At 69.0% G+C, this 21,334-nt stretch carries 22 protein-coding genes, 1 tRNA gene and 2 pseudogenes; 7 read left to right on the top strand and 18 right to left on the bottom strand.

Going from position 1 to position 21,334, the window contains the following annotated elements; genetic code table 11:
* Window positions 1–80: 80 nt before the first annotated feature.
* The 3 genes from DY245_RS10515 to DY245_RS10505 all read left to right on the top strand — a co-directional run bounded on the left by DY245_RS10515 (window position 81) and on the right by DY245_RS10505 (window position 2,703).
* Window positions 81–1,220, top strand: a complete 1,140-nt coding sequence (locus tag DY245_RS10515) for a sensor histidine kinase (RefSeq protein WP_128505914.1) — start codon at window positions 81–83, stop codon at window positions 1,218–1,220.
* A complete protein-coding gene (locus DY245_RS10510) occupies window positions 1,211–1,870 on the top strand; it encodes a response regulator (RefSeq protein ID WP_128505912.1) in 660 nt (219 codons plus the stop codon). The genes DY245_RS10515 and DY245_RS10510 overlap by 10 nt, the downstream gene beginning before the upstream one ends.
* A 209-nt stretch (window positions 1,871–2,079) precedes the next feature.
* Window positions 2,080–2,703 carry an O-methyltransferase gene (locus tag DY245_RS10505; RefSeq protein ID WP_181923609.1) on the top strand — a complete coding sequence of 208 codons (624 nt, stop codon included), beginning with the start codon at window positions 2,080–2,082 and terminating at the stop codon, window positions 2,701–2,703.
* A 41-nt stretch (window positions 2,704–2,744) separates the two neighbouring features.
* Here the strand turns inward: DY245_RS10505 and DY245_RS10500 are convergent, their stop codons facing one another.
* The 7 genes from DY245_RS10500 to DY245_RS10465 all read right to left on the bottom strand — a co-directional run bounded on the left by DY245_RS10500 (window position 2,745) and on the right by DY245_RS10465 (window position 9,998).
* Complete coding sequence (locus DY245_RS10500; protein WP_128505908.1) at window positions 2,745–2,954, bottom strand: FmdB family zinc ribbon protein; 210 nt, start codon at window positions 2,952–2,954, stop codon at window positions 2,745–2,747.
* Window positions 2,955–2,979: 25 nt separating this feature from the next.
* Window positions 2,980–4,107 (bottom strand): sugar kinase, encoded by a 1,128-nt coding sequence (locus DY245_RS46120; protein ID WP_244942965.1) that lies wholly within the window; start codon window positions 4,105–4,107, stop codon window positions 2,980–2,982.
* A gap of 203 nt (window positions 4,108–4,310) precedes the next feature.
* Entirely contained in the window at window positions 4,311–4,931 is a 621-nt protein-coding gene (locus DY245_RS10485; protein WP_128505902.1) for a bifunctional 4-hydroxy-2-oxoglutarate aldolase/2-dehydro-3-deoxy-phosphogluconate aldolase, read from the bottom strand.
* A gap of 288 nt (window positions 4,932–5,219) precedes the next feature.
* Window positions 5,220–6,365 (bottom strand): galactonate dehydratase, encoded by a 1,146-nt coding sequence (dgoD, locus tag DY245_RS10480; RefSeq protein ID WP_128505900.1) that lies wholly within the window; start codon window positions 6,363–6,365, stop codon window positions 5,220–5,222.
* A gap of 281 nt (window positions 6,366–6,646) precedes the next feature.
* Window positions 6,647–7,351, bottom strand: coding sequence for a FadR/GntR family transcriptional regulator (locus DY245_RS10475; protein WP_128505898.1), 705 nt, complete (start codon window positions 7,349–7,351; stop codon window positions 6,647–6,649).
* 165 nt (window positions 7,352–7,516) lie between these two features.
* Window positions 7,517–8,284, bottom strand: a complete 768-nt coding sequence (locus DY245_RS10470) for a DUF4383 domain-containing protein (RefSeq protein ID WP_128505896.1) — start codon at window positions 8,282–8,284, stop codon at window positions 7,517–7,519.
* Window positions 8,285–8,609: 325 nt separating this feature from the next.
* Window positions 8,610–9,998: a hypothetical protein gene (locus tag DY245_RS10465; RefSeq protein WP_128505894.1), complete on the bottom strand. Its 1,389-nt coding sequence runs from the start codon at window positions 9,996–9,998 to the stop codon at window positions 8,610–8,612.
* 142 nt (window positions 9,999–10,140) lie between these two features.
* On the opposite strand from DY245_RS10465, the gene DY245_RS10460 reads away from it, so the two are divergent.
* A tRNA-Val gene (locus DY245_RS10460) sits at window positions 10,141–10,212 on the top strand.
* Window positions 10,213–10,435: 223 nt separating this feature from the next.
* Here DY245_RS10460 and DY245_RS10455 read toward each other — a convergent pair.
* From DY245_RS10455 to DY245_RS10440, 5 genes are all read right to left on the bottom strand, one after another.
* A complete protein-coding gene (locus DY245_RS10455; RefSeq protein ID WP_128505892.1) occupies window positions 10,436–10,786 on the bottom strand; it encodes a hypothetical protein in 351 nt (116 codons plus the stop codon).
* Window positions 10,787–10,890: 104 nt separating this feature from the next.
* Entirely contained in the window at window positions 10,891–11,883 is a 993-nt protein-coding gene (locus tag DY245_RS10450) for a radical SAM/SPASM domain-containing protein (protein WP_128505890.1), read from the bottom strand.
* Window positions 11,884–11,922: 39 nt separating this feature from the next.
* Entirely contained in the window at window positions 11,923–12,078 is a 156-nt protein-coding gene (locus tag DY245_RS44255) for a hypothetical protein (RefSeq protein WP_181923605.1), read from the bottom strand.
* A gap of 570 nt (window positions 12,079–12,648) precedes the next feature.
* Entirely contained in the window at window positions 12,649–13,038 is a 390-nt protein-coding gene (locus DY245_RS10445) for a hypothetical protein (protein ID WP_128505888.1), read from the bottom strand.
* Window positions 13,035–13,424 carry a DUF6415 family natural product biosynthesis protein gene (locus DY245_RS10440; protein ID WP_128505886.1) on the bottom strand — a complete coding sequence of 130 codons (390 nt, stop codon included), beginning with the start codon at window positions 13,422–13,424 and terminating at the stop codon, window positions 13,035–13,037. Before DY245_RS10440 ends, DY245_RS10445 begins: the two co-directional genes overlap by 4 nt.
* A 615-nt stretch (window positions 13,425–14,039) precedes the next feature.
* Here DY245_RS10440 and DY245_RS10430 point away from each other — a divergent pair.
* A pseudogene (locus tag DY245_RS10430) lies at window positions 14,040–15,233 on the top strand (NsdA family TPR-like regulatory protein).
* On the opposite strand, the gene DY245_RS10425 reads toward DY245_RS10430, so the two are convergent.
* The 3 genes and pseudogenes from DY245_RS10425 to DY245_RS10415 all read right to left on the bottom strand — a co-directional run bounded on the left by DY245_RS10425 (window position 15,214) and on the right by DY245_RS10415 (window position 16,870).
* Window positions 15,214–15,876 (bottom strand): HAD family hydrolase, encoded by a 663-nt coding sequence (locus tag DY245_RS10425; RefSeq protein ID WP_128505881.1) that lies wholly within the window; start codon window positions 15,874–15,876, stop codon window positions 15,214–15,216. The pseudogene DY245_RS10430 and the gene DY245_RS10425 overlap by 20 nt on opposite strands.
* Before the next feature lie 291 nt (window positions 15,877–16,167).
* A pseudogene (locus tag DY245_RS46115) lies at window positions 16,168–16,502 on the bottom strand (FtsK/SpoIIIE domain-containing protein); the annotation flags it as partial.
* 17 nt (window positions 16,503–16,519) lie between these two features.
* Window positions 16,520–16,870, bottom strand: a complete 351-nt coding sequence (locus DY245_RS10415) for an SCO3933 family regulatory protein (protein ID WP_128505879.1) — start codon at window positions 16,868–16,870, stop codon at window positions 16,520–16,522.
* A gap of 543 nt (window positions 16,871–17,413) precedes the next feature.
* Here DY245_RS10415 and DY245_RS10405 point away from each other — a divergent pair.
* On the top strand, window positions 17,414–17,629 hold the full coding sequence (locus DY245_RS10405; RefSeq protein WP_128505874.1) for a tautomerase family protein: 216 nt from the start codon (window positions 17,414–17,416) through the stop codon (window positions 17,627–17,629).
* Here the strand turns inward: DY245_RS10405 and DY245_RS10400 are convergent.
* The 3 genes from DY245_RS10400 to DY245_RS10390 all read right to left on the bottom strand — a co-directional run bounded on the left by DY245_RS10400 (window position 17,626) and on the right by DY245_RS10390 (window position 19,931).
* Window positions 17,626–18,354, bottom strand: coding sequence for a GntR family transcriptional regulator (locus tag DY245_RS10400; RefSeq protein ID WP_128505872.1), 729 nt, complete (start codon window positions 18,352–18,354; stop codon window positions 17,626–17,628). The genes DY245_RS10405 and DY245_RS10400 overlap by 4 nt on opposite strands.
* 107 nt (window positions 18,355–18,461) lie before the next feature.
* Window positions 18,462–18,905 carry an ATP-binding protein gene (locus DY245_RS10395; protein ID WP_128505870.1) on the bottom strand — a complete coding sequence of 148 codons (444 nt, stop codon included), beginning with the start codon at window positions 18,903–18,905 and terminating at the stop codon, window positions 18,462–18,464.
* A gap of 285 nt (window positions 18,906–19,190) precedes the next feature.
* Window positions 19,191–19,931 carry a GntR family transcriptional regulator gene (locus tag DY245_RS10390; RefSeq protein WP_128505868.1) on the bottom strand — a complete coding sequence of 247 codons (741 nt, stop codon included), beginning with the start codon at window positions 19,929–19,931 and terminating at the stop codon, window positions 19,191–19,193.
* Window positions 19,932–20,057: 126 nt separating this feature from the next.
* Between DY245_RS10390 and DY245_RS10385 the strand changes: the two genes are divergently transcribed.
* Entirely contained in the window at window positions 20,058–21,098 is a 1,041-nt protein-coding gene (locus tag DY245_RS10385) for a DUF1152 domain-containing protein (RefSeq protein WP_244942969.1), read from the top strand.
* The last annotated feature ends 236 nt before the right edge of the window (window positions 21,099–21,334 follow it).

Here is a 21,334-nt window from a genome sequence, read left to right as displayed (position 1 = left end):
GGCACATTGCGGTACACCGCACAAAAGACTGCGGTTTTCCGCAGTGTGCGAGGGCGCGCGGTGCGGCTAGCGTTTTGATCATGTTAGGAATTGCACGGCGCGGATTGCGCCTGGCGACAGGGCTGGTGCTCGGTGCCGTGTTCACGGTGGCCGAGCTCCCCTTCGTCGCGCTCTCCGCCCTGTCGCTGCTGCTCGTCCTGGCCTGGCCGCGCGGCCGCCGCGCGGTGCTCAAGCCCGTGACGGCCGGCGGGCGTGCCCTGACCGAGGCCAACCGACGCCGCCTCCGCAGCTACATCACGACCGACACCTCGCACGCCTACGCCGACCACCGCGCCCTGCAATATCTGTCGCTGCGCTGGGCGTTGGGGCTGCTGGGCGCGCTCGTCCTGAGCGTGACGCTGATCGGAGCGGCGTACGGCATCTCCTGGATCTTCATCCTGCTGCTGTCCGAAGTCCGCAATCCCGGCACCCTCGCGATCGCGAGCATCGGCGGCCTCTTCCTTCTCTTCCTCAGCCTGCAGGGCACATTCGGCGTCGCCAACCTCGAAACCAAGCTGGCGCGGCGTTACCTCGGCCCGAGCCACCAGGAGGAATTGGAGCGCCGCATCGAGCAGTTGGCGACCAGCCGCGCCGGCGTCGTCGCCGCGGTCAATGACGAGCGCCGCCGCATCGAGCGCGATCTGCACGATGGCGTGCAGCAGCGGCTGGTGGCCCTCGGAATGCTGCTCGGCCGCGCCCTGCGCAGCCAGGACGAGCAGCGCGCCGAGCAACTCCTGCGCCAGGCCCACGAAGAGAGCGGCCAGGCCCTGACCGAGCTGCGCGAAGTGGCCTGGCGGGTCTATCCGACGGTGCTGGACGAGGCGGGGCTGCGGGCCGCCTTGGAGATGGTCGCCGAGCGCTCGGCCATCCCCGTACGCCTCGACTACGAACTCACCGCCGAGCCCGAGACAGCCGTGGCGACGGTCGCCTACTTCGTGGTCTCCGAAGCAGTCACCAACGCCGTCAAGCACTCGAGTGCCGGGCTGATAACCGTCCGCGTCGCCCAAGGCGAGGACGCCGTGCTCGTGCGGATCGAGGACGACGGACTGGGCGGCGCGGATTCCGCCGGCAGCGGCCTGTTCGGGCTGGCCCGCCGGGTCGCCGCCCTCGACGGCCGGTTCCGGGTGGACAGCCCGGCCGGCGGACCGACCACCATCACCGCGGAGCTGCCGTGCGCGTAGTGCTTGCCGACGATTCGACCCTGCTACGGGAGGGCCTGGTGCGCCTCCTCGCCGAGGAGGGGCACGAGGTGGCCGCCGCGGTCGGTGACGCCGATCAGCTGATCGCCGTGCTGGAGCGCGCGGCGGAGACAGGGGAGAAGCCGGACGCGGTGGTCGTGGACGTCCGTATGCCGCCCACCCACACCGATGAGGGGCTGCGGGCAGCCGTGCAGATCCGCGAGCGCTGGCCCGAGGTCGGCGTGCTGGTGCTCTCGCAGTATGTCGAGCGCCGCTATGCCACGGAGCTGCTGACCGACGACAGCGAGGGGGTGGGCTATCTCCTCAAGGACCGGGTGGTCCAGGTGGACGAGTTCCTGGACGCGTTGGAGCGGGTGGGTGCCGGTCAGGCGGCCTTCGACCCCGAAGTCGTACGGCAGTTGCTGACGCGCAGCCGTCGCTCCGATCCGCTGGGCACGCTCACCGCACGCGAACGCGAGGTGCTCGCAGAGATGGCACAGGGACATACCAACGCGGCGATCGCCGTCCGGCTGCACATCTCGCAGAGCGCCGTGGAGAAACACGCCAACGCGATCTTCGACAAGCTCGATCTGATCGGCACATCCGGGTATTCACGCCGAGTCCTGGCGGTGTTGCGGTACCTGGGCACATGACGAAAGGGGCAGATGAGGGGTGCTGTGGAGCGCCTGACGGCCTGTGCGTGACGGCTCGTGGAGGGGGTGAAAAGCAGCTGGTGGCGTCGGAGCTCGGTTAGTCTCGCCGAGGCGGTCGGCTGCACCGTCCGGTGATCGGCCGAGACCGCGGTCCTTGATCAAGAGGAGAGGCAGTGGTTGAGTCCAAGAGCACGCCGATCACCGCGGAGATGTATGAATACGTCCTCGCCCACAATCCGCCGTTGAACCCCGCGCAGCGCGACATTGTGGAGCTCACACATCAGAAGTTCCCCGAGGCGGCCGGGATGCAGTCCGCCGAGGAGCAGGGACCGCTGCTCGCGTTCCTGGTGCGGTTGACCGGGGCTCGGCACGTCGTCGAGGTGGGGACGTTCACCGGGTTCTCGGCGCTGTCCATGGCCCAGGCGTTGCCCGCGGACGGCACACTGATCACCTGTGATGTGTCCGAGGAGTGGACGGCGTACGGCCGGGAGACATGGGCGAAGGCCGGAGTCGCGGACCGAATCGAGCTGCGGATCGCGCCCGCACTGGAAACGCTGCGGGCGATGCCGACCGAGCCGCATATCGACCTCGCCTATGTCGACGCGGACAAGCCCGGCTATATCGCCTACTGGGAAGAGCTGGTACCCCGGATGCGGCCCGGGGGACTGATCGTCGCGGACAATGTGCTCTTCCGCGGCGAGGTCGTCGACCCGGCGGCGACCGGGTCGGCCCTGGCGATCAGGGCGTTCAACGACCATGCCGTGGCGGACCACCGGATGGAGGCGGTGATGCTCACCGTCGCGGACGGCGTGACGCTGGCGCGCAAGCGGTAGCGGCCCCGAGGGCGCGGCCCGTGGCCCGGCCGCAGACGTGCCTAGCCGCAGCAGCCGCCTCCGCAGCAGCCACCCCCGCCGCCCCCACCGCTCGGGGCGGATGCGGAGCCGCCGACGGCGACCGTGGAGAGGAGCTTCACGGTGTCCTCATGGCCTTCGGGGCAGACGGCCGGGGCGGAGGACTCGGCCATCGGCCGGTTCAGCTCGAAGATGGAGCCACACGGGCGGCACCGGTATTCGTAACGAGGCATGCGCACAGGTTAGCCGTGGCGCAGGTCAGCGCACGACGGTGCCGGGCGGCGCGCCCAGCATGCCCAGCTCCGGACGGGTCGGCGCGCCCTCCCAGTCGCCGTGGGACGCGACCGCGAAGGCGCCAGTGGTGACGGCGCGCTCAAGGCGCCCGGCCGGCCCTTCGCCGTCCAGCAGGGCGGAGAGATAGCCCGCCACAAAGGCATCGCCGGCCCCCACGGCGTCCACGGCCCGTACCGCCTTGGCGGGCTGGTGGTACAGACAGCCGTCGTCGGTGAAGGCCGTCGCCCCGTCCGCGCCGAGTTTGACCACCACCTCGCCGACGCCGAGGTCCAGGAGGAGCTTGGCCTGGGCTGCGAGGGGGGTGGTGGCGGCACGGGGGGCGGCGGCTGCTTGGCTTCCGCTTGTGCCGTGTCCGGCTGCGCTGTCCCCGCCTGGGCCGTCCCCACCTCTGCCGTCTTCGCCTGGGCTGTCCCCGCCTGCGCCGTCTTTGCCTGTGCCCTCTCCACCGGTGCGGTCCCCTCCCGTGCCCTCCCGGCCCGTGCCCTTCTGGTCTTTCCCCTCCCAGCCCGTGCCTTCGGGCAGGCACAGCGGTAGCTCGTCATCGGAGGCGATCAAGACGTCCACGGAGGGAATCCACTCACGCAGGACCGTGGCGGCCTCCTCGGTGGTCCACAGTCGAGCGCGGAAGTTGACGTCGAGGCAGGTCAATGAGTCGTGCTGACGGGCGAGTTGGAGGGCCCGACGAGCCGCCGAGCGAGCCGTCGGGCTCAAGGACGGGGTGATGCCCGTCAGGTGCAGCACGCGGGGTGGGGCGGCTGAGAAGGCGCGTTCGATCGTGTCTGCCGTGAGCCGCGAGCCGGCCGATCCGGCGCGGTAGTAGTGCACCCGGGTGACCTCGGGTAGCCGCGGCTCGAAGAGGAGCAGCCCGGTGGGGGCACCGGCGTCGGTCGAGGCGCCGGACACCTCGACGCCCTCGGCACGCAGCGTACGGAGCACCAGCTGTCCGGCCTCGTCCTCGCCGACCGCGCCCGCCCAGCGCACCTCGTGCCCGAGGCGGGCCAGGCCGATCGCGACATTGCTCTCCGCGCCGGCGATGGAGACGTTCATGGTGCCGCCGAGCTTCAGCGGTCCGCTGCCGCGCAGGGCGACCATGGTCTCGCCGAAGGTGAAGACGTCCGGGCGGCCCGGTTGCCCGGGGAGGCGGGGATGGCGAGGGCCGGCCCCGGGACGAGAGGCCGGGCCGCCTTGCTGTGCCTCGCCGCCTCGTTGCGCTGCCTCGCTTCGTTGCGCTGTCTCGCCCGGTCGCGTCTCCGCGCCCCGTTGCGTGCCCCCGTCCCCGGCAGCCGCCCGTCCCGTCACCGTGCGCACACCGCCTTGAACTCCGCGGCCCGCTTCCTCAGCTCGTCCAGATCGCCGCCGTCCGCCGCGTCACCGACCAGGGGCGAGCCGACGCCCACCGCCACCGCTCCGGCGTCGAAGTACGCCTGGGCAACGGTCGCGTCCACCCCGCCCACCGGCACGAACGGCAGCTCGGGGAAGGGGCCACGGAGCGCCCGCAGATACGCGGGCCCGCCGGCCGACGCCGGGAACAGCTTCAGCGCCGACACCCCCAACGCCTCGGCCGCGATCACCTCGGACGGCGTCAACACCCCCGCGAGCGTCGGCAGCCCCTGGCGTACGGACTCCTCAAGACCTGCCCCCAGGCCGGGCGTGACGATGAGATTCGCCCCGGCCTCGGCGGCGCGCCGGGCGTCGTCACCGGTCAGGACGGTGCCCGCGCCGAGCCAGGCCGCATCGCCGAGCTCGGCACGCGCCCGGCGGATGACGGTGAGCGCGTCGGCTCCGCTGAGCGAGATCTCGATCAGCGGAATGTCTGCCTCCGCGAGTGCCATGACCGTGCGGAAGGACGCCTCCGGGTCCCGGCCGCGGATGATGGCGACCAGCCGCTCGGTCCGGAGCGCTGTGCTGAAGTCCATGGCGTTTCCTGCTTTCTCCTGCTCCCCGCCGCGTGTGTACAGCGCGGGCGGGGCGTTCGGGCACGCGGGTGGTGCCTTCGATTATTCCGGCCGGGCCGGCAGGCGTGCTGGGTGCACTGCGTGATTCGACCGCCCCGTTGTGTCTATGACCTGCCTGTTCGTCGTAGATCCCCCGGTTAGCGTCCGGAATCCAGGGAGCAGCGGCCACTAACCACCGGCCAGCGGCGACTAACCACCAGCCACCAGCCACCGGGGACGGCCACCGGGCTCCGTCCGCCGTCCCGCCCGTCACCATTCGGCGAACCCCCCGTCCTCATAGCGCCACACCGGGTTCCGCCACGCATGCCCCCGCTCGTCCGCCGCCCGTACGGCTGCCTCGTCCACCTCCACACCGAGCCCCGGGCGGTCGGTCCGCAGCAGCGAACCGCCATGAAAACGGAACGGCTCCGGATCCGCGACATAGTCCAGCAGCTCGGCACCCTGGTTGTAGTGGATGCCGATGGACTGCTCCTGGATGAGGAAGTTCGGGGTGGTGAACGCGACTTGGAGGCTGGCGGCCAGTGCGACCGGGCCGAGCGGGCAGTGCGGGGCGAGCTGCGCCCCGTACGCCTCCGCGAGTGCGGCGATCCGGCGCAGCTCGGAGATGCCGCCCGCATGCGAGATATCCGGCTGGAGGATCGCGACTCCGGCTTGCAGCGGAGCCAGGAACTCTCGCCGGGTGAAGAGACGTTCACCGAGTGCGAGGGGGATGTTGGAGGCGTTGACGAGGTCGGGGAGGGCTTGCATGTAGTCGGACAGCACGGGCTCCTCGACGAACATCGGCGCGTGCTCGGCCAGCAGGGGGAGGAGTCTGCGGGCGTTGGCGGGGGAGACCCGGCCGTGGAAGTCGAGGCCGAAGTCCCGGTCCTCGCCGAGGACTTCGCGTGCGGTCTCGGCGCGGCGCAGACATTCCCGTACCTCGGCGCGGGTCGCCACCGGGCTCATCCGGCCGCAGCCGTTCATCTTGACGGCGGTGAAGCCCGCCTCGATCTGCGCGGTGACCGCATCGCGGATCGCCTGCGGCTCATCGCCGCCGACCCATGCGTAGGCGCGGATCTTCTCGCGGACCGGCCCGCCCAGCAGCTGGTGGACGGGCACGCCGTGCCGCTTCCCCTTGATGTCCCACAGCGCCTGGTCCAGGCCGGCGACGGCGGACGACAGGACGGGGCCGCCCCGGTAGAAGCCGCCCTTGGTCATGACCTGCCAGTGGTCCTCGATGCGCGCCGGATCCTGGCCGAGGAGGTACTCGGCCAGCACCTCCACGGCCGCCCGGACCGGCTCGGCCCGCCCTTCGACCACCGGCTCACCCCAGCCGACGACGCCCTCATCGGTCTCCACCCGTACGAACATCCAGCGCGGCGGCGCGAGGAACGTCTCGATGCGGCTGATCTTCATGGCCGGTCCGTCCTTTCGACGTGCGACGTGCGACGTGCGGCATGCGGCGTGCCTCGGGTTCGTGGGCGTCCGTCGAGGGGCTTGTGCGTGGCGGGCTCGTGCGCGGTGTTCTGCCCGCCGAAGCCGTAACGAATGCCGATCTGATCGCGAACGCCGACGCCATCGCCCGCACGCCGCTACGACCTTCCCCCCCCCCCACACACACACCTCTACGCGGCTGCGCCCTACGCCCCTCCTCTACAACCCCGCCCAGTACTTGCCACCCGCCCCATGCCCCCGCCCTACGGATGCGCCCGAGCCGACACATCCAGCAGTTCGAGCATCGACATATACGCGCCGTCGACATCCCGGTTCCGTACGGCTTCGACGACCGCGGCGTGCACCGCATGCGGGTCCACGAACTCGCCGCCGGTGGACAGCACCTCTTGGTCCCGTTGGACGAGTACGGGAACGATCACCCGGTGCATCTGCGCGTAGAAGCGATTGTTCGACGCGATCAGCATCGCCGTGTGGAAGGACGCGTCGGCGCGTACGAGACGTGCCGGATCGTTGTCGCTCGCGGCCATCGTGCGCAGTGCGGCGTCCAGCTCCGCCAGGTCGTGATCGGTACGGCGCTCCGCGGCGAGTGCGGCCGCGGCGGGCTCGATGGATCGGCGCAGTTCGAGGACGTCGGCGAAGAAATCGGACGAGACGCCGGCCGCCAGCTTCCAGTGCAGCACGTCGCTGTCGAGGAGATTCCACTCCTCGCGCGGACGGACGAACGTGCCGCGCTGCTGGCTGGTGTCGAGGAGGCCCTTGGTGGTCAGCACCCTGACCACCTCACGCAGGACGGTCTGGCTGACGTCCAGCTCCTTCATCAGCTCCGGCATGACCAGGCTGTCGCCCTCACCGTAGGTGCCGTTGAAGATCCGCTTGGCAAGCTCTTCGACCGTCACGCTGTGCACCCCGTGTCCCGGGTGGGGGGTGTGGGTCCCCGACCGGCTCATGGTGCTGTTCTCCCTGCTCCCCCTCCGTGTCCCCGTCCGCCCGCCCGCACTCCAGTCGTCAGGGCGTGCTGGATCATCGTCGTCGGTGTGTACCGGGTCAGTCGTCAGGGCGTACCGAGCACCCCAATCCCACCTCGGTACGCCCTGACATCCACCCGCCCCGGCTCACGACTCCTTGCCACGGGCTCTTCCGCTGCCCGTCCTTCCGCTACCGGTTCCGGTTCCGCTCCTGGATCCCGTTCCGCTGCCGATACGGCCACGGGTCCTGTCCCCGCTGGTGCCGGGGCCGAACGAACCGAGCCCACCGTGGCTCTGACCCTGCAGTCTGGTGCGTGATATCTGCCGGCGGGCCGTCATGCCGGACACGGGATGCAACTGCCCGCGGTCGTATTGCTCAGCTTCCTCCGGGTGTCGGGCGCGCCAGTACGGGTTGTCGTGCGGAAGGCCGCCGCTGACCCTTCCGTACATGCCGAACACCAGGAGCATCAGCCCGACCACGAAGCTGAACAGGACGTTCTGGATCTTGAAGGCGAGGAAGTTCGCGCCGGTGTCCAACAGCGCCAGATTCACGAATCCGCTCAGCAGGAACAAGCCGCCGAACACGATGTTGAGGGTCGAGGCGAAGTTCCCGCCGATCACCATGCCGCCGACGAGAATCGCGCCGACGACGATCGAGAGCACGCTCAGGGCGCCGTTGGTGTTCAGTCCGGCAACGGTGTCGCCGCCGGTGTCGAAGTAGCCGATGTGGTGGGTCAGTCCGAGGATGCCGAATGCGACCAGCACCAGGCCCATCAGCCCGGCGCCGATGCGGTAGACCTTGCTGAGCCGGTGGTCCACAGGCAGATGCTCATCGAGCCGCGTGTGGTGCACCTTCACCCGGTGGAGCGGGTTCGAGGGCCCGTGCAGGATCTGGCCAGTAGCCCCAGTAGCCATGTCCGGCCTCCTTCGCGCAGATATGCCGCCTGGCCGTACTTCTCTCCAGGATCCGCCCACGCGGCACTTCACGCCATTGCGCCCGGTGCTTCATGCCGTCGCGCCCGATACTTCACGGCATCGCGCCCGGTCAGCCCGTCGCGGCCGGTCGGCAGGCCACGGAGGGGGCGCGTCCGGGGCCGACCGTGATCCGGTCCGGCGTCCAGCCACCGCCTGGTCCGGCCTCCAGCCCCCACACGCGCGCCACCAAGGCCCCGAACCTCAGCCGACCGCCGGCGCTCGCCTGCCCGCCCCGAGCTTCCCGCCGCTCAGCCTTCGTCGCCCCTCAGCCCCCGTTACCCGCCCCGCCGCCCCGAGCCTCCCGGATCTCCTGCACCACCCGGGCCACCGTCTCCCGTACCGCCTCGGTCTCCGTCAGGAAGTGCCACCAGTCCGGATGCCGCCCCTCCAGGCCCGCGACCGCACGGTCCAGCCGCGCCACCGCATCATCCAGGGGGCGGGCATGCCGCGGATCGGGCGTGCTGCGCCCGGCCATCGCCAGCCGCTGCGCGTCCCGGACGGCGAAGCGCGTCCGCTCGACCTCCTTCTCCCGGTCGAACGACACCGCATCGAGCCGCTGCAGCCGGTCACCGGCCGCCGACACCGCCTCGTCGGTGGTGTCCAGCAGCGCCCGTACGGTCGCCAGCCGGCTCGTGGCATCCGCCCACCGCTGCTCGTCACGGGCCTGCTGCGCCTCCCGCAACTTGACCTCGGCCTGCTGGACGGCCTGCGCGGCCTGCTCCGGTACCTGCTGGAGGTCCTGCCAGCACGCCGCGCTGTAGCGCCGCCGCAGCTCGCTGAGGACCGGATCGACCTTCCCGGCGCGCGTCGTGATCGCCTGCGCCCGGGTCCGCAACGACACCAGCCGCTTGTCGATCTCCGCCGCCTTCGCCGGCAGCCGCTCGGCCTCGGTCCGTACGCCCTCGGCCCTGCGCAGCACCTCGTCGGCGCGCCGGATCGTCTCCTGTACGCCATGCTGCCCGGCGCCCTGATTGAGCTTGGTCAGCTCCGGTCCGAGCGCGGCCAGCCGGGTCGCAAGATCATCGGCTCGAAGCCCCTGCGCACGGACCGTATCCAGTGCGTTGCTCGCCGCCAGCAGCGCCTGCCGCGCCCGCTCCACGGCCGGCGCCAGTTGCGCCAGCTGCGTGTCGGCCGACTGCAGCAGCGGCCCCAGCCCCTGCGCGAACCGGTCGAGCTCACCCTTGACCCGGTCCAGCTCCTCCTTGGCCCGCGTCAGATCGGCCCGCGCCCGCGCCACCGCTGCGCCGTCGAGATCGTCACGGTCCAGATCGTGGGAGTCGACGGCGGTGATGTATCCCTGGCTCACCTCGTCGATCCGCCGCCCGAAGCCCTCGTAATCCGCCGCGGCCTTGCGCGCCTGCGGCGAATTGTCGACGGCGGTGATCGTCTCTATGGAGATCCGCAGGTCCCGCTGCGCGGTGTCCAGCTCGTAGAACGCCGCCGCCGCGGCATCCTTCGCGGCCTGCGCATCGGCCCGCTGACTCTCCCCGCGCCCGAACCAGCGACGCGTCCCGCCACCCGCGAACGACATCGGTGCCATCGCCACCAACAGCGGCAACGGCAACAACATGAGCCCCACCACATCCCGGACCGGGCCCCTACGGGCGCGACGGCGTTCTCGCTGCTCATGCGGCTGCGTGTATGTCGCCGTCACTTCCCTCTCCCGATCGGATCGCCCCAGGGCCGAATGTCATTCTCCCACTCACCGGAAACGAACACACCGGCCGGTAAGTTCGCACTTCGAGCACTGGTTTGCAGATCAGCCCCGATGGCAAGGTAGTCTGTCGGCTCGGCCAGGGCGCATAGCTCAGCGGTAGAGCGCTGCTCTTACAAAGCAGATGTCGGCGGTTCAAATCCGTCTGTGCCCACCTAGGTAAAACGTGAGGTCAGAGGCCCCCGACGAGTGATCGTCGGGGGCCGCTTTCATTGATCAAAGTCCGCTAAGAGTCCACATCCCCAATGGATCATGTGGCCAAGTCTTTGCCAGTCAGGACATGGCCGAGGGCCGCAACGCATCTCGCCCCGCCTCCCATATCGGGGGCGGGGCGATAGGTGAAGCGGACCGAGCGCGGCGCTCGGGGCCGGCCGTGCTCAGCCTTCCAGCGTCTCCTTGAGGCACACCCGAGCGGCGTCCACGAAGACCTCCCGCGCCTTCTTCAACGACACCCAGTCCTGATCGTCTTTGCTCGCACGTCCCAGTAGCCGGATCTGCTCGACGAGTGCCAGCGCCTCTTTGTGTGGCCCCACTGGCTCTACGAGGATCCTGTTGTAGGCATCGCGAGTCACGGCATAGGCCGCGTCCTGCGCCGCCGTGGCCGCCCCGGGATCGGCGTACTGGCCGTCGGCCTTTCGCCAGCAGACCGATGATTCCTCGTCGGTCGCGCTGAGGAAATCGGCGTATGCGTCGCGGCGGGACAGGTAGAGATCAGGGGCGGCGCTCATGGTCTTCTCCGTAGGCGCGGGGGCAGTGAGCGCTGCCACGCTACTCGTGGACCTCCTGTCTCTCGCCAGATCCATGACGAGTTCGCCCGTCCGGGCCCGGACGGTCAACAGTCGGTGCCGGCGATCCTGGGGTTTCCGTAGCGCACCGACCGATGCGGCGACATGATCGGCTCCCGCAGGCGTTCGTCTCCCCCCTCGGTCGGGTTGCAAGCCGCATCCGGTGCGCACGCCAGTTGCGGCGAGCAGGTGTCGAACGAGGGGTTGCAGTCGGGCAGGCAGCTCGGACTGCTGTTGGCGGCCGGGGCCTTGTCCGGGTGGGCGGCGGCCAGTTCCGCGCGGGCTCCCTGCATGGGCACCCCGTGGTAGATGTCCTGAAGGCTCTGTTCGTGGACATTGCCCACGGTCATCCAGCGTGCGAATACACAGGGCCACACGTCACCGTTGGGCGAGATGGCTATCTTGTCCCGCCTGCACCGGCCGCACAGCTTCTTGATGTCCGGCGCGGCGCCGTTGACCCCCCGGCCGAACGGCCTGATCGTGTCCGTTCGCACATCCCGCAGACCGATATCCAGCAACTCTCGTCGTGATTCGTCCGCACGCTGGCCTTGCAACACCTTGATCACGCTGCCGCGCATGGGGATGCCCAGAGACTTGGCCTTCTCGACGTTGGCCCGGGTGCGGGCGTGGGAGCCGCGTTTCTGGGTCACGTCGTCGTGGTCTTGGGCGTCGTCCGAGTAGTAGCTGAACGCCAACCGCACGTGCGGGAGTCGGAGCGCTTCCCATACGTCGTCGGTGATGTGCGTGAGGTTGCTGAACACCTCGACCCGCATCTGTCGCGTCCGAGCGTGACGGATCAGCCGCGGAAGGCTCGGGTGCAAGGTGGGCTCGCCGCCGATGAACTGAACATCCCGGACGCCGAGGGCGGTCAGCTCATCCATGACGCGGACCCAATCGCCTTCGGTCATGGTGCCGTGGTCGCCCCGGGGGGACGAATCGGCGTAGCACTGGCGACATTCCAGGTTGCAAAAGCTGCTGATCTCCAGCCATGCGAACTGCGGAACCGGACGCCGGGGCGATCGCGGGGCCAGTAAGGACATGGATACTCCTTGGGTGAGTCGAGCGGCCGGGCCGAGGCGCTACTGCTCGTTGGCTTCCTTCGCCAGGGCTTCGCAGACCTGGTCGATGCGGCCGAGGGCGGTCTCGTGAAGGTCGACCGTGCCGTCACGGTTGAGGTAGGCGTCTCCGTCCTGTGGGCCGGGAAACGGGCGGCCTTCGTTGTCCATGAGGACCATGCGCTGTTCCTTGTGGGCGTGCCGCGCGGGATGCGCGGCGGGTGTTTCGTGGGGTGTCGTGCATGTGCCGGCCGCCGCTGTCAGGGGAGCGGCGGCCGGCTTTCCCGCGGCGCCTCTCACGGGGGGCGTCAGCGCCTCGGGGTCTCAGGGGCGGAGCCGTCGCGGCTCGCCAGGGGAACGGACGCCAGCGCGCCGCGCGAGAACGCGTGCGACTCCGTCCGGGATCGGGGGCCCGACCGGACCGGGGGCACAGGCGCCGCAGCACGTGACCGTGATGCACGGCCCGGTCGCGGAGTCGATCTGGACGTCTCGCAGGTCGAGGTTCGAGCCGCAGGCGCAGCGCGTCGATTCGGTCACGAGTCGCTCCCGGTGCAGGCGTGGCGCGTGGTCGCCGCGTAACCGTGGTGTGCGCGCTGTGCGGGCGGGATCACACACGTCATCGCCTCGGGCCGCACAGGTTCAGGGCAGACCACATGCCGGGGCTGACCGCCCCCGAGGATGCCGACAGCGAGGACGCATACGAGCGCGGCGAGGCACGTCCAGTACGTGGCAATTCGCCGCTGGCGGGCGTCACGACTGCCTCCCCACCAGCACGGCACGGGCACTGTCGCGGTCGGACTCGCCGAACGTCGTGCTCGTCCAGCCGCCGGCCTCGATGATGCGCTGCTGGAGCACGAGCCGGTGCGTGTGGTCGGTCGCGAGCCGGCCCCAGCTATGGATCAGGCACAGCACTTCGCGGCGCGCGGCCTCGGCCCGCATCCGGTCGAGCATCGCGGCCAGTTGCGGCCGGTGGTGGGTGAGCGCGTCAGGGCCGCGGTCAAGCCACGGGCCGCCGCCGGCCAGGACCCAGCCCATGCCATCAGCGTAGGAGTGGCAGCCCGTCAGCCGCATGTCCACATCGATGTGTGCGCGGCTGGCGCACCGGTCGTAGACGAACGCCAGCGGCGCATGCTCCGTCATCGGCGGGCCTCCGCCGCGTGCTGAGCCAGCAGCCACTGGCAGTCACGGGCGAGCTGATGAATCTGGACGTGAGCCGACAGTGCGCCAGACCCGAGACCTAGCCGGGTCTGCCGCTCGATGCCGTCGAGTCGCGCTGTGAGCCGGTGCGCCTCGATGCTGCCGTGCCAGAGGCCCCGCGCCGATTGGCGGGCCTCGGGGAGGAGGAGCGCGATATGTCCGCGCAACAGCTCTTCCAGGTCGCCGAGTTCGCTGGTGTCGGGCGCCTGACCGCGCAGCACCTGTGCCCGCGCGATGGTCTCCTCGATGGAGGCAACATCGATCGCGTCCGGCTCATCTGCCGCAGTGACCGTACCGCCAGCCTGCCGCTCGGTGTGATTGGTCGTCATGACTGCATCACCATCCGCGCGCGGGAGTCTTCCAACGCTGCCACCAGCGCCTCAGGCGCCGTAATCCAGTCACTGACTCCCGGGCACACCTGCCAATGCGGGCCGGGGCCACAGATGCGTCGGGGCGCCGGAATCACCACGACATCCCCGCGCGAAAGCGCCCGGGTACCGGCGTGGCTCCATCCGTTCACAGCACCAGCCGGCACGAACCAGTACAGCGCCCGCTCGCGCGGGTCATTGACCACAGCGCCGCACCGCGGCCCAAGGATCCTCGCCGCGGGGTGGCCAACCGAGTGCTCTACTCGGACCGCATCCCAGTTGATGCCGGCCGCATGTGGCACGCAGTCAAGGATCTGAGAGGGACCTCGGACAGTGGGCATAGAGCATCTCCTGTCGCGCCGTCGCTCCGGTCAACGTGCGTCGAGAATCGTCCTGTTGCCCGCCCATGACGAGGACTTCTAGAGGTCTTTCATCCGTAGCAAAGAGGACTTTCATGCCGCCGTATGGGGGACGACTGGCCAGGGTGAGGACTCTGGGTGACACTGTGCCAGAACCCCACAATGGAGGTGTAGCGTGCAGCGGCCTGCAGGAAACACCCGGCTCAAGTCGGCTCGTATGGCAGCTGGTTAGCAGTCCCAAAAGGCCTTCGCCGAGGCGGTCGGTGTAGACGTACGCCAAGTCCGTCGATGGGAATCCAACAACCCGCCATGGCCCCACCCAGATCTCCAGCAGCGACTTACGGACCTCACCGGCCAGGACATGGAAGCCCTCGGCTTCACCCCTCCACCCGGCCGCGACCACCCGACCGCACAGCGACGCCACGGCGCCGTCGCCCACAGGACTACGAGCGGCCACCTGTCCGCCGTCCCCTCGCAGTCCACCGCGCCCATGCAGCCCGCATCGGTTGCGACCGACTACGAATCCGTCACCCGCTCCCACCGACACCTGTATTGGTCCGTGGCCCCCGCCACCCTTCACCCGGCCGTACTCGCCCACGCCGACCTCGGCTGCGCGCTGCTCACCGAGACCGCCGGCCAGACACGCCGCACCGTCGCGGCGGCCCTGGCAGAAACGTGGCTGCTCGCGGGGCGAATCGAGTTCTTCGACCTGCGAGAACCTGAAGGCGCCGCCGGCACCCTGCTTCGCGCTCTGCAGGCCGCAGGCGAGGCGGACGACTCCCTGATCGGGGCCGCGATCCTTGCCCACACGGCCTTCATCCCCGGTTGGGCGGGCGACCGTGACGCCGCGGTGGAGCGCATGGTGGCTGCCCGTACTTACGCCCGCCGCGGCTCCGCCTCAGCCGAGTTCTGGGCGTGGCTCGACGCCGTCGAGGCCGAGTGTGAGACCAGGTGCGGGAACACGCGCACCGCGCTGCACCTCATCAGGCACGCCGAGGACACCGTCGCGGCTGGGGCCGAACACCCCACGCCGACGTGGATGGACTGGTTCAGCCCCGTTCGTCTGGCCGCGTTCAAGGGCAACACTCAGCTCAAGGCCGGCCACCTGCCGCAGGCGCGCACGACGCTGCTCGGCGTCCTGGACGAGATGCCGGCTACAGAAGACAAACAGCGCACCGTCATCTATGGGGATCTCGCTGCAGTTGAGACCGCTGCCGGTCAGCCGGAGGAGGCATGCCGGTACGCCTGCCTCGCCCTCGACCAGCTGGAGATCACCTGGTACGCGACGGGTATGGACCGGATCCGGGAAGTACGCCGAGCACTCGCCCCGCACCAGCACGAGCAGTGCGTGCGAGACCTCGACGAGCGGCTGTACGGATGGGCAACGACGGTCAGCGCTCTCGCTCGTTGAACTTCGTGATCGCCTCTGGCAGCTCCGCCAGCGACTCGATGCGGAATGTAGGCAGTTCGCGCGCCTCCACCGTGTTCCACTGGATCGTGGCCCACGGGCCCCGGTGGACGAGAGCCGTGTGCATGCCCGCGGACACTGCCGGGCGCAGGTCGTTGTCGACGCGGTCCCCGACGTACAGAATCTGGTCGTTCTCGAAGGGGACGACGTCGGCAACACGTTCGAAGAAGAGCGGGTCTGGCTTGCTGGCGCCCCAGTCGTCCGAGGTGCCGATCAGGTCCACGTCGTCGGTGAACAGCGACCGCAGGATGCCGCCCGCGCGGACGGTCTGGTTCCCGGCGATGCCGAGCCACTGGCCGGCGTCGCGCAGCGTGGCGAGGGCGGGCCGGACGTCCGGGTACAGGTCCGACTCGTCGAAGTGCTCCGGCTGGCCCGCAGCGGCGCGCGCCTCGCGCTGCTCGTACAGGTCGAAGCCGGGCTGGAACTCCTGGAACACTTCGCGGTAGTCCCGCCCCTGCGCGATCACCGCGCCGAACATCGCCGCGAAGGTATGCCTGGGGACGCCGAGCCAGTCAGCCCAGGTTCCGTACTCCCGCGTCTCGTCGACCAGGCACTCACCGACATCGAACACCACAGCGCGAATCATGCGGACACCTTACTGATGGGATCGCATTGTCAGTGCCGCGCCGTAGCATCGTCCAGTGCCTTCGACCTTATCTCCTTGCCCCACTGCGGCTGAGACGAACAGCGCCATACGCGACTTCATGGCCGCGCGTAGGGGGCGGCCACTCTGGCCGGAGGAGCAGGCCGAGTACGAGCAGCTGCTCGCCGCTTGGGCCGCAGCCGTCCGGCGGGAACCGGCCGCCGCCTGCCTCCTGCAGTAGGCCTTAGTGGGCCTTCGCGTACGCCTCGCGAATCTCGGCTGGCGCCTGGCGGTCCGGCGAGGCATCTTCACCTTGCGCAGCACGTCGAAGCCGACCAACCGCAGTTCCACGACGCCCGGTTTGAGGCTCACGACAGGCACGGCATGCTCCGCCTCGGGGGCACCGGACGAGCCTCCCGACGAGTGGTCGCTCGCACGGCCAGGGCCCGCAGCCGGGACGGCTCGACGGTCAGCCCGCAGGTGTCCATGGTGGAGCCGTACGAGGCCATCAATCGGACAACCGACAGCGGAAGCCCCACGGTTGACCAGCAGGCCGCCGGGTGTGCCTTCCGGGCGTAGGCCGCTCCACCTATTACAGCGAGCGGCCCGCCCAGCTCCATCAGCGTCATGACGTCGGGCACGGAGATCAGCTCTCCTGCCCAGCCGAGTACGCGCCGGGCGCGATCGCAGCGGCCCGGTAGGCGATGCCGTGACGGGCCTGGCCGTTGAAGACGCTCTCCCAGGGCCGCGCGATGAGGCCCGGCAGGGAGACAGGTGCACCGACGACCAGGCTGTCGGTAACCCCGCTCTCGGGGACGGTCACCGCGATCAGCGACGACTCTCCCTCATCGATGTAGACGACGCCGATCTTCATCAGCGCTTCGCCACTGACGGCATCCTTCGCGATCTCGCCCGTCTGACGGTCCTTGACCTTGGGCTCCGGGGCCTCGGTCATCAGGATCGTGGCGGACGAGGCCTCGACGCGGATTACACGCACAGATTTCCCCTTCTTTGAGGACCCGCCAGCGGACCCGACAGGTTGACTTAGCAAGTTCACAGGGAAGTCAGGTTGACTTGTCAAGTGACCCGGGCGGGGTGGCGGGCGTCGGTGGGAACGCAGTGGGTGCATCTGCCGGAGAAGTTCGGCAACTGGAGAGGCGTCTACAACCGGTTGCGGATGTGGGCCGTCTCAGGGTCGTCCGAGGCTGGCCAACGGCCGCCAAGGCCGGCCGACAAGGCTACTGCGGAACCGCGCTGCCGCACGTCACCGGAGTCGATCTGCGACACTGGTAGAAACATGCCGCGGCACCGGAAGGCTGACAGCAGCGGTTGACAATCAGCGTCGCCGCTCGACGGTGAACCGGGCCAGCCGGACGAGGACCGGGCGCCGCCTACGAGCACTGTTCGGGCAGGCCACGAGAATAAGCGCGGCTCGCTGGCACCCTTCTCCCCGAAGGGGACGCGAAGCCCACCCCGCATTCGGCCCTGCTATCCAATGCGGCATGACGGCTCGATCTCACCATCACGTGGGAGGCATCCGATGCCATTCATCGACATCAAGGTGATCGCAGGAGTATTCACCCCCGAAGAGAAGCAGAAGATGGTCGAAGATGTCTCCGAGGCGTTGATCGCCATCGAAGGTGAGGCACTGCGACCGGTGACGCATGTCGTGATCACCGAGACACCCAGCGGTGAATGGGCAGTCGGTGGTAAGGCCCTGACAGCCGAAGACGTTAGGGCCAAGAGGGCCGGCTAGCCCAGCCGGTACGTGTCTTCGAGCTCCTGCCCGTCGCCAGGCAGCAGCACATCCGTGACCTGGAGGGCCTGCCCCGAGACGTCGCAGGCGACGACCAGCACGCTCAGTACCGGCTCGCCCTTCGGAAGTGCCAGCAGTTCAGCCTCTTCCTTGCTTGGCAGACGAGCCGAGACGCGCTCGGCGACATGGTCGAAGCGCACGCGCTTACGAGACTCGACATGTGCCCGCAGCCCCTCGGTCAACGGAGCCGCGTCGGCAAGGTCCGTACCGTCGACCAGGCCGGCCGGGAAGTACGAGGAAGCCAGCTCCACCGGCTCACCCTCATCCTCGACCAGCAGCCGCCGGACGAGCACCTTGGCTCGCTTGGGCACACCGAGAATCGAGGCCACCCGCGGAGGGATGCGCACCTGCTCGACCTGGACGAGGCGACGGGATGAAGCCGACTCGTCCCGCTCCAGCGCGTCACGCCCCCGCTGATCCTTCTGCTCGACCGCTTCAGGGCGACCGCGAACGATCGTGCCGTAGCCCTGCCGGGACTCCAGCCAGCCGTCCCGTTTGAGGAGTTCGAGCGCGCGAACGACGGTCGGGCGAGACATGCCGAAGGCTTGGACCAACTGATTTTCGCTCGGCACGAGAGTCCCGGGCGGGTACGCACCGTCTTCGATACGACCCTGGAGCGTCTGCGCAAGCCGCACGTACTTCGGTGCAGCCACTTCGTACGCCATAGCCCGCCGCCTACTCGCATCAGCCAAGTCAACCTGTCAACCAGACTACCCAAAGGAGTAGACAAGGCATACCCACGCCCCCGTGAGCAACACAGAGCCCATGCCCATCAAGGCTCCCAAGCCTCATCGACCCAGAACGACACCACTGTTCCACCGAAGTAACTGGGGTCGGCACTCCACGAGTCCGCCAGCGCATCGACAAGACGCAGGCCCCGTCCGTGCGCTTCATCAGCGGCACCCTGCCGCATGCGAACTTGCGCGGGAAAGCCGGGGTTGTGCACGTCCACCCGCAGCGCTTCGCCTACACGCCACCATTCGACGCGCACCCGCCAGGATTCCTCTGCCTCCCCATAGAGAACAGCGTTGGTGACCAGCTCGGAGATCATCAATACGCAATCATCCACCGAGCAGACGAGCTCATGCGGATCTGCGAACTTCCTGAACCAGCGCCGAGCCCGTGGCACAGACTCAGGCACCGGGTACAAAGTCATGGCTCCGATGTACACGGGCTCAGCCCCCGACCCTTCGGGGCCTCCAGCGACGTCGCTCATCCCGCCCTACTCCCTACCGGTGCCGTCACAGTCCAGACAGCGCCGCTTGGACGTAGCGCGGGCGCGAGCATCAGCCGCGGAGGCCGCCAAGGCCGAGCGGGAGCCGACCCGCTTCCAACTTCGGCCTCGGCATCCACAACACGCGGCCGTGGCGACGTGTCGTAACTTCGCACGCGTCTGACTCACGCCCGTGCTCCCTTCCCAGTAAATGGCCTTAGCCACTCACTGGATAGCGGCATTAGCCACTTGGAGCCGCAAGCGCTTCGGTCAGAGAATCAAGGCTTTCTACCCGATCGGGTACCCCTGCTCGAACGCCCAACGGCTGGGCGGATGCGTCGCTTCGGCGAACTCCAGAGGGCGATCCTGCAGGTCATAGACGACGTGATGGACGATCAGTACTGCTGACCCTGGCTCCAGTTCCAGGTCGGCAGCCTCATCCTCAGTCGCGATGCGAGCGCACATCCGGTCCTCGGCATAGCTTCCCTGACGTCCGGTCATGTTCTCGACGTACATCAGCGTTCCCTCCTGGATCCGGTCGGGATCCCGGAGCTTCGGCGCGCGCTCGCCCACGTCGGGGCCGAACCAGGAGGTGGCGAGCGTGATGGGACCGGAGTCGTTCTTGGTGACCCGCCGACGGTGCACCGCACGGGCGCCGGCCGCCAGGTTCAGCGACTCCGCCACATGGTCTGGCGCGTCCAACCAGCCCGCCGATGTGATCACCGCGTACTCGCCCGGCGTGTAGATCTTTCCGGTCTGCTTGGCTCGCCCGTACAGCTCACGAGCACGGCGGTTGACCGCCAGGCCCCGCACGTAAGTGCCCGACCCCTGCCGCTTCTCGACCAGCCCCTGATGCCGCAGGGCCTCCAGCGAGTGCGCGGCCGTCGGTCGCGATACGCCCCAATCCGCCGCCAGTTGACGTTCCGACGGGACCTCGTCACCAGGCCGCAAGTCGCCCCGCAGGATCTGATCGCGAATGTGGTGCGCGATCTGAAGGTACTTGGGCTGGGTCTCCTCGATCTTCGGCATCCGTCCCCCTTCCCTAAGTGGCTACTACCTCTAGAGTGAGTGGCTAGTGCGGCAGCCCGTACGCTGACGCACGTGACGCGCTTGATCGTGGCAGCAGGAGGAGGCGGCGACGCTGTCGCCGCGGCGATGCTGGACGCCGCCCTCTACGGCGGCGAGACCCCGGCGGTGGTCCTCACCTACGCGTGGGACTGTCTCCTGATCGACCCAGTTCCGGGCCCAAGAGGGCCAGCCAACTTCACCGGCCTCCGCCCCCTCACCCGAAGCGTCCAGACGGTTCCCGCCGACGCAACACCGATTGCTCCCGCGGGCTCGACGCTTCCCAGGCTGGCCGCAGAGCTCCCGCAGACCTTCGCGCTCATCGATCCGCACCACGGCGCCGAGGGTATGGTTCGCCAACTCGAAGAAATCGTCCATTACTTGGAGCCGGACTCCGTCGACCTCCTGGACGTGGGCGGCGACATCCTCGCCCAGGGCGACGAGCCCACTCTCCGCAGCCCACTCGCCGACGCCCTCACCCTCGCAGCATGCTGCGAACTCAACTTCCCCGTACGGCTCCTGGTCGCGGGCCCCGGCCTCGACGGCGAAATCCCCGCCGACGCCCTACACGACCGCATGGGACCTGTTGCCCTGAGGCTAACCGCCGAGCACGTCACGCCCGTCAGCTCAGTACTGGAGTGGCACCCTTCCGAGGCAACAGCGATGCTGGCGGCCACGGCACGAGGCGCCCGCGGTCTGTGCGAAGTACGGGACGCCGGCCTACCGGTCCCACTCACCGACGAAGGCCCACTCGTGTACGAGGCCGACCTCGACGAAGCCCTCAACCGCAACCAGCTCGCCCGAGCCATCCTCGCAACGGAGAACCTGCACCAGGTTGAGCAGCACAGCCGCGAGATCTGCGGCTTCTCCGAGATCGACTACGAACGCAACAAGGCCAGTTGGCTCGGCAGCCGGCCTGTCCAGAAGCTCGATCCGGAAGCCATACTCCACCAGCTCGACGAGTTCGAGACCCACGCCCGGTCCCGCGGAATCACCCACACAACGTTCCGTCGCCTCACCGAAGCCTTCGGCCTCAGCGGCCAACAGCGCCAGGACCTCAGAGCACTACTGCTCAGCAGCCGCCCAGAGCAGTACCAAGCCCCGCTCTGGCACATCCCATCTGGAGCTTGAGTAACAACTTTCTCTACGAGTTCAAGGCTCGCTCTGCCGGCCCGGCGGAAGGCAGCAGCTTGAGAGCACACCACACGTTGACGCAGGGGCGTTGACGTTCCCGGCCTCCTGGAACTGCAAGCAGTCAGATCACAGATCAGAGGTGCCGCGCAAGCGCGGCGGCGCCGGCCGTCGCCGTCGCGTCGCCCTCCTTGCCTTCGTCACCGGGCCGCGCGCCGTCGCCGCCCGCGCCCACA

The sequence above is a fragment of the Streptomyces inhibens genome (assembly GCF_003389455.1).
GTDB classification, from domain to species: domain Bacteria; phylum Actinomycetota; class Actinomycetes; order Streptomycetales; family Streptomycetaceae; genus Streptomyces; species Streptomyces inhibens.
The sequence above is the reverse complement of the archived record's forward strand: the minus strand, read 5'-3'. Positions and strand labels throughout refer to the sequence as shown.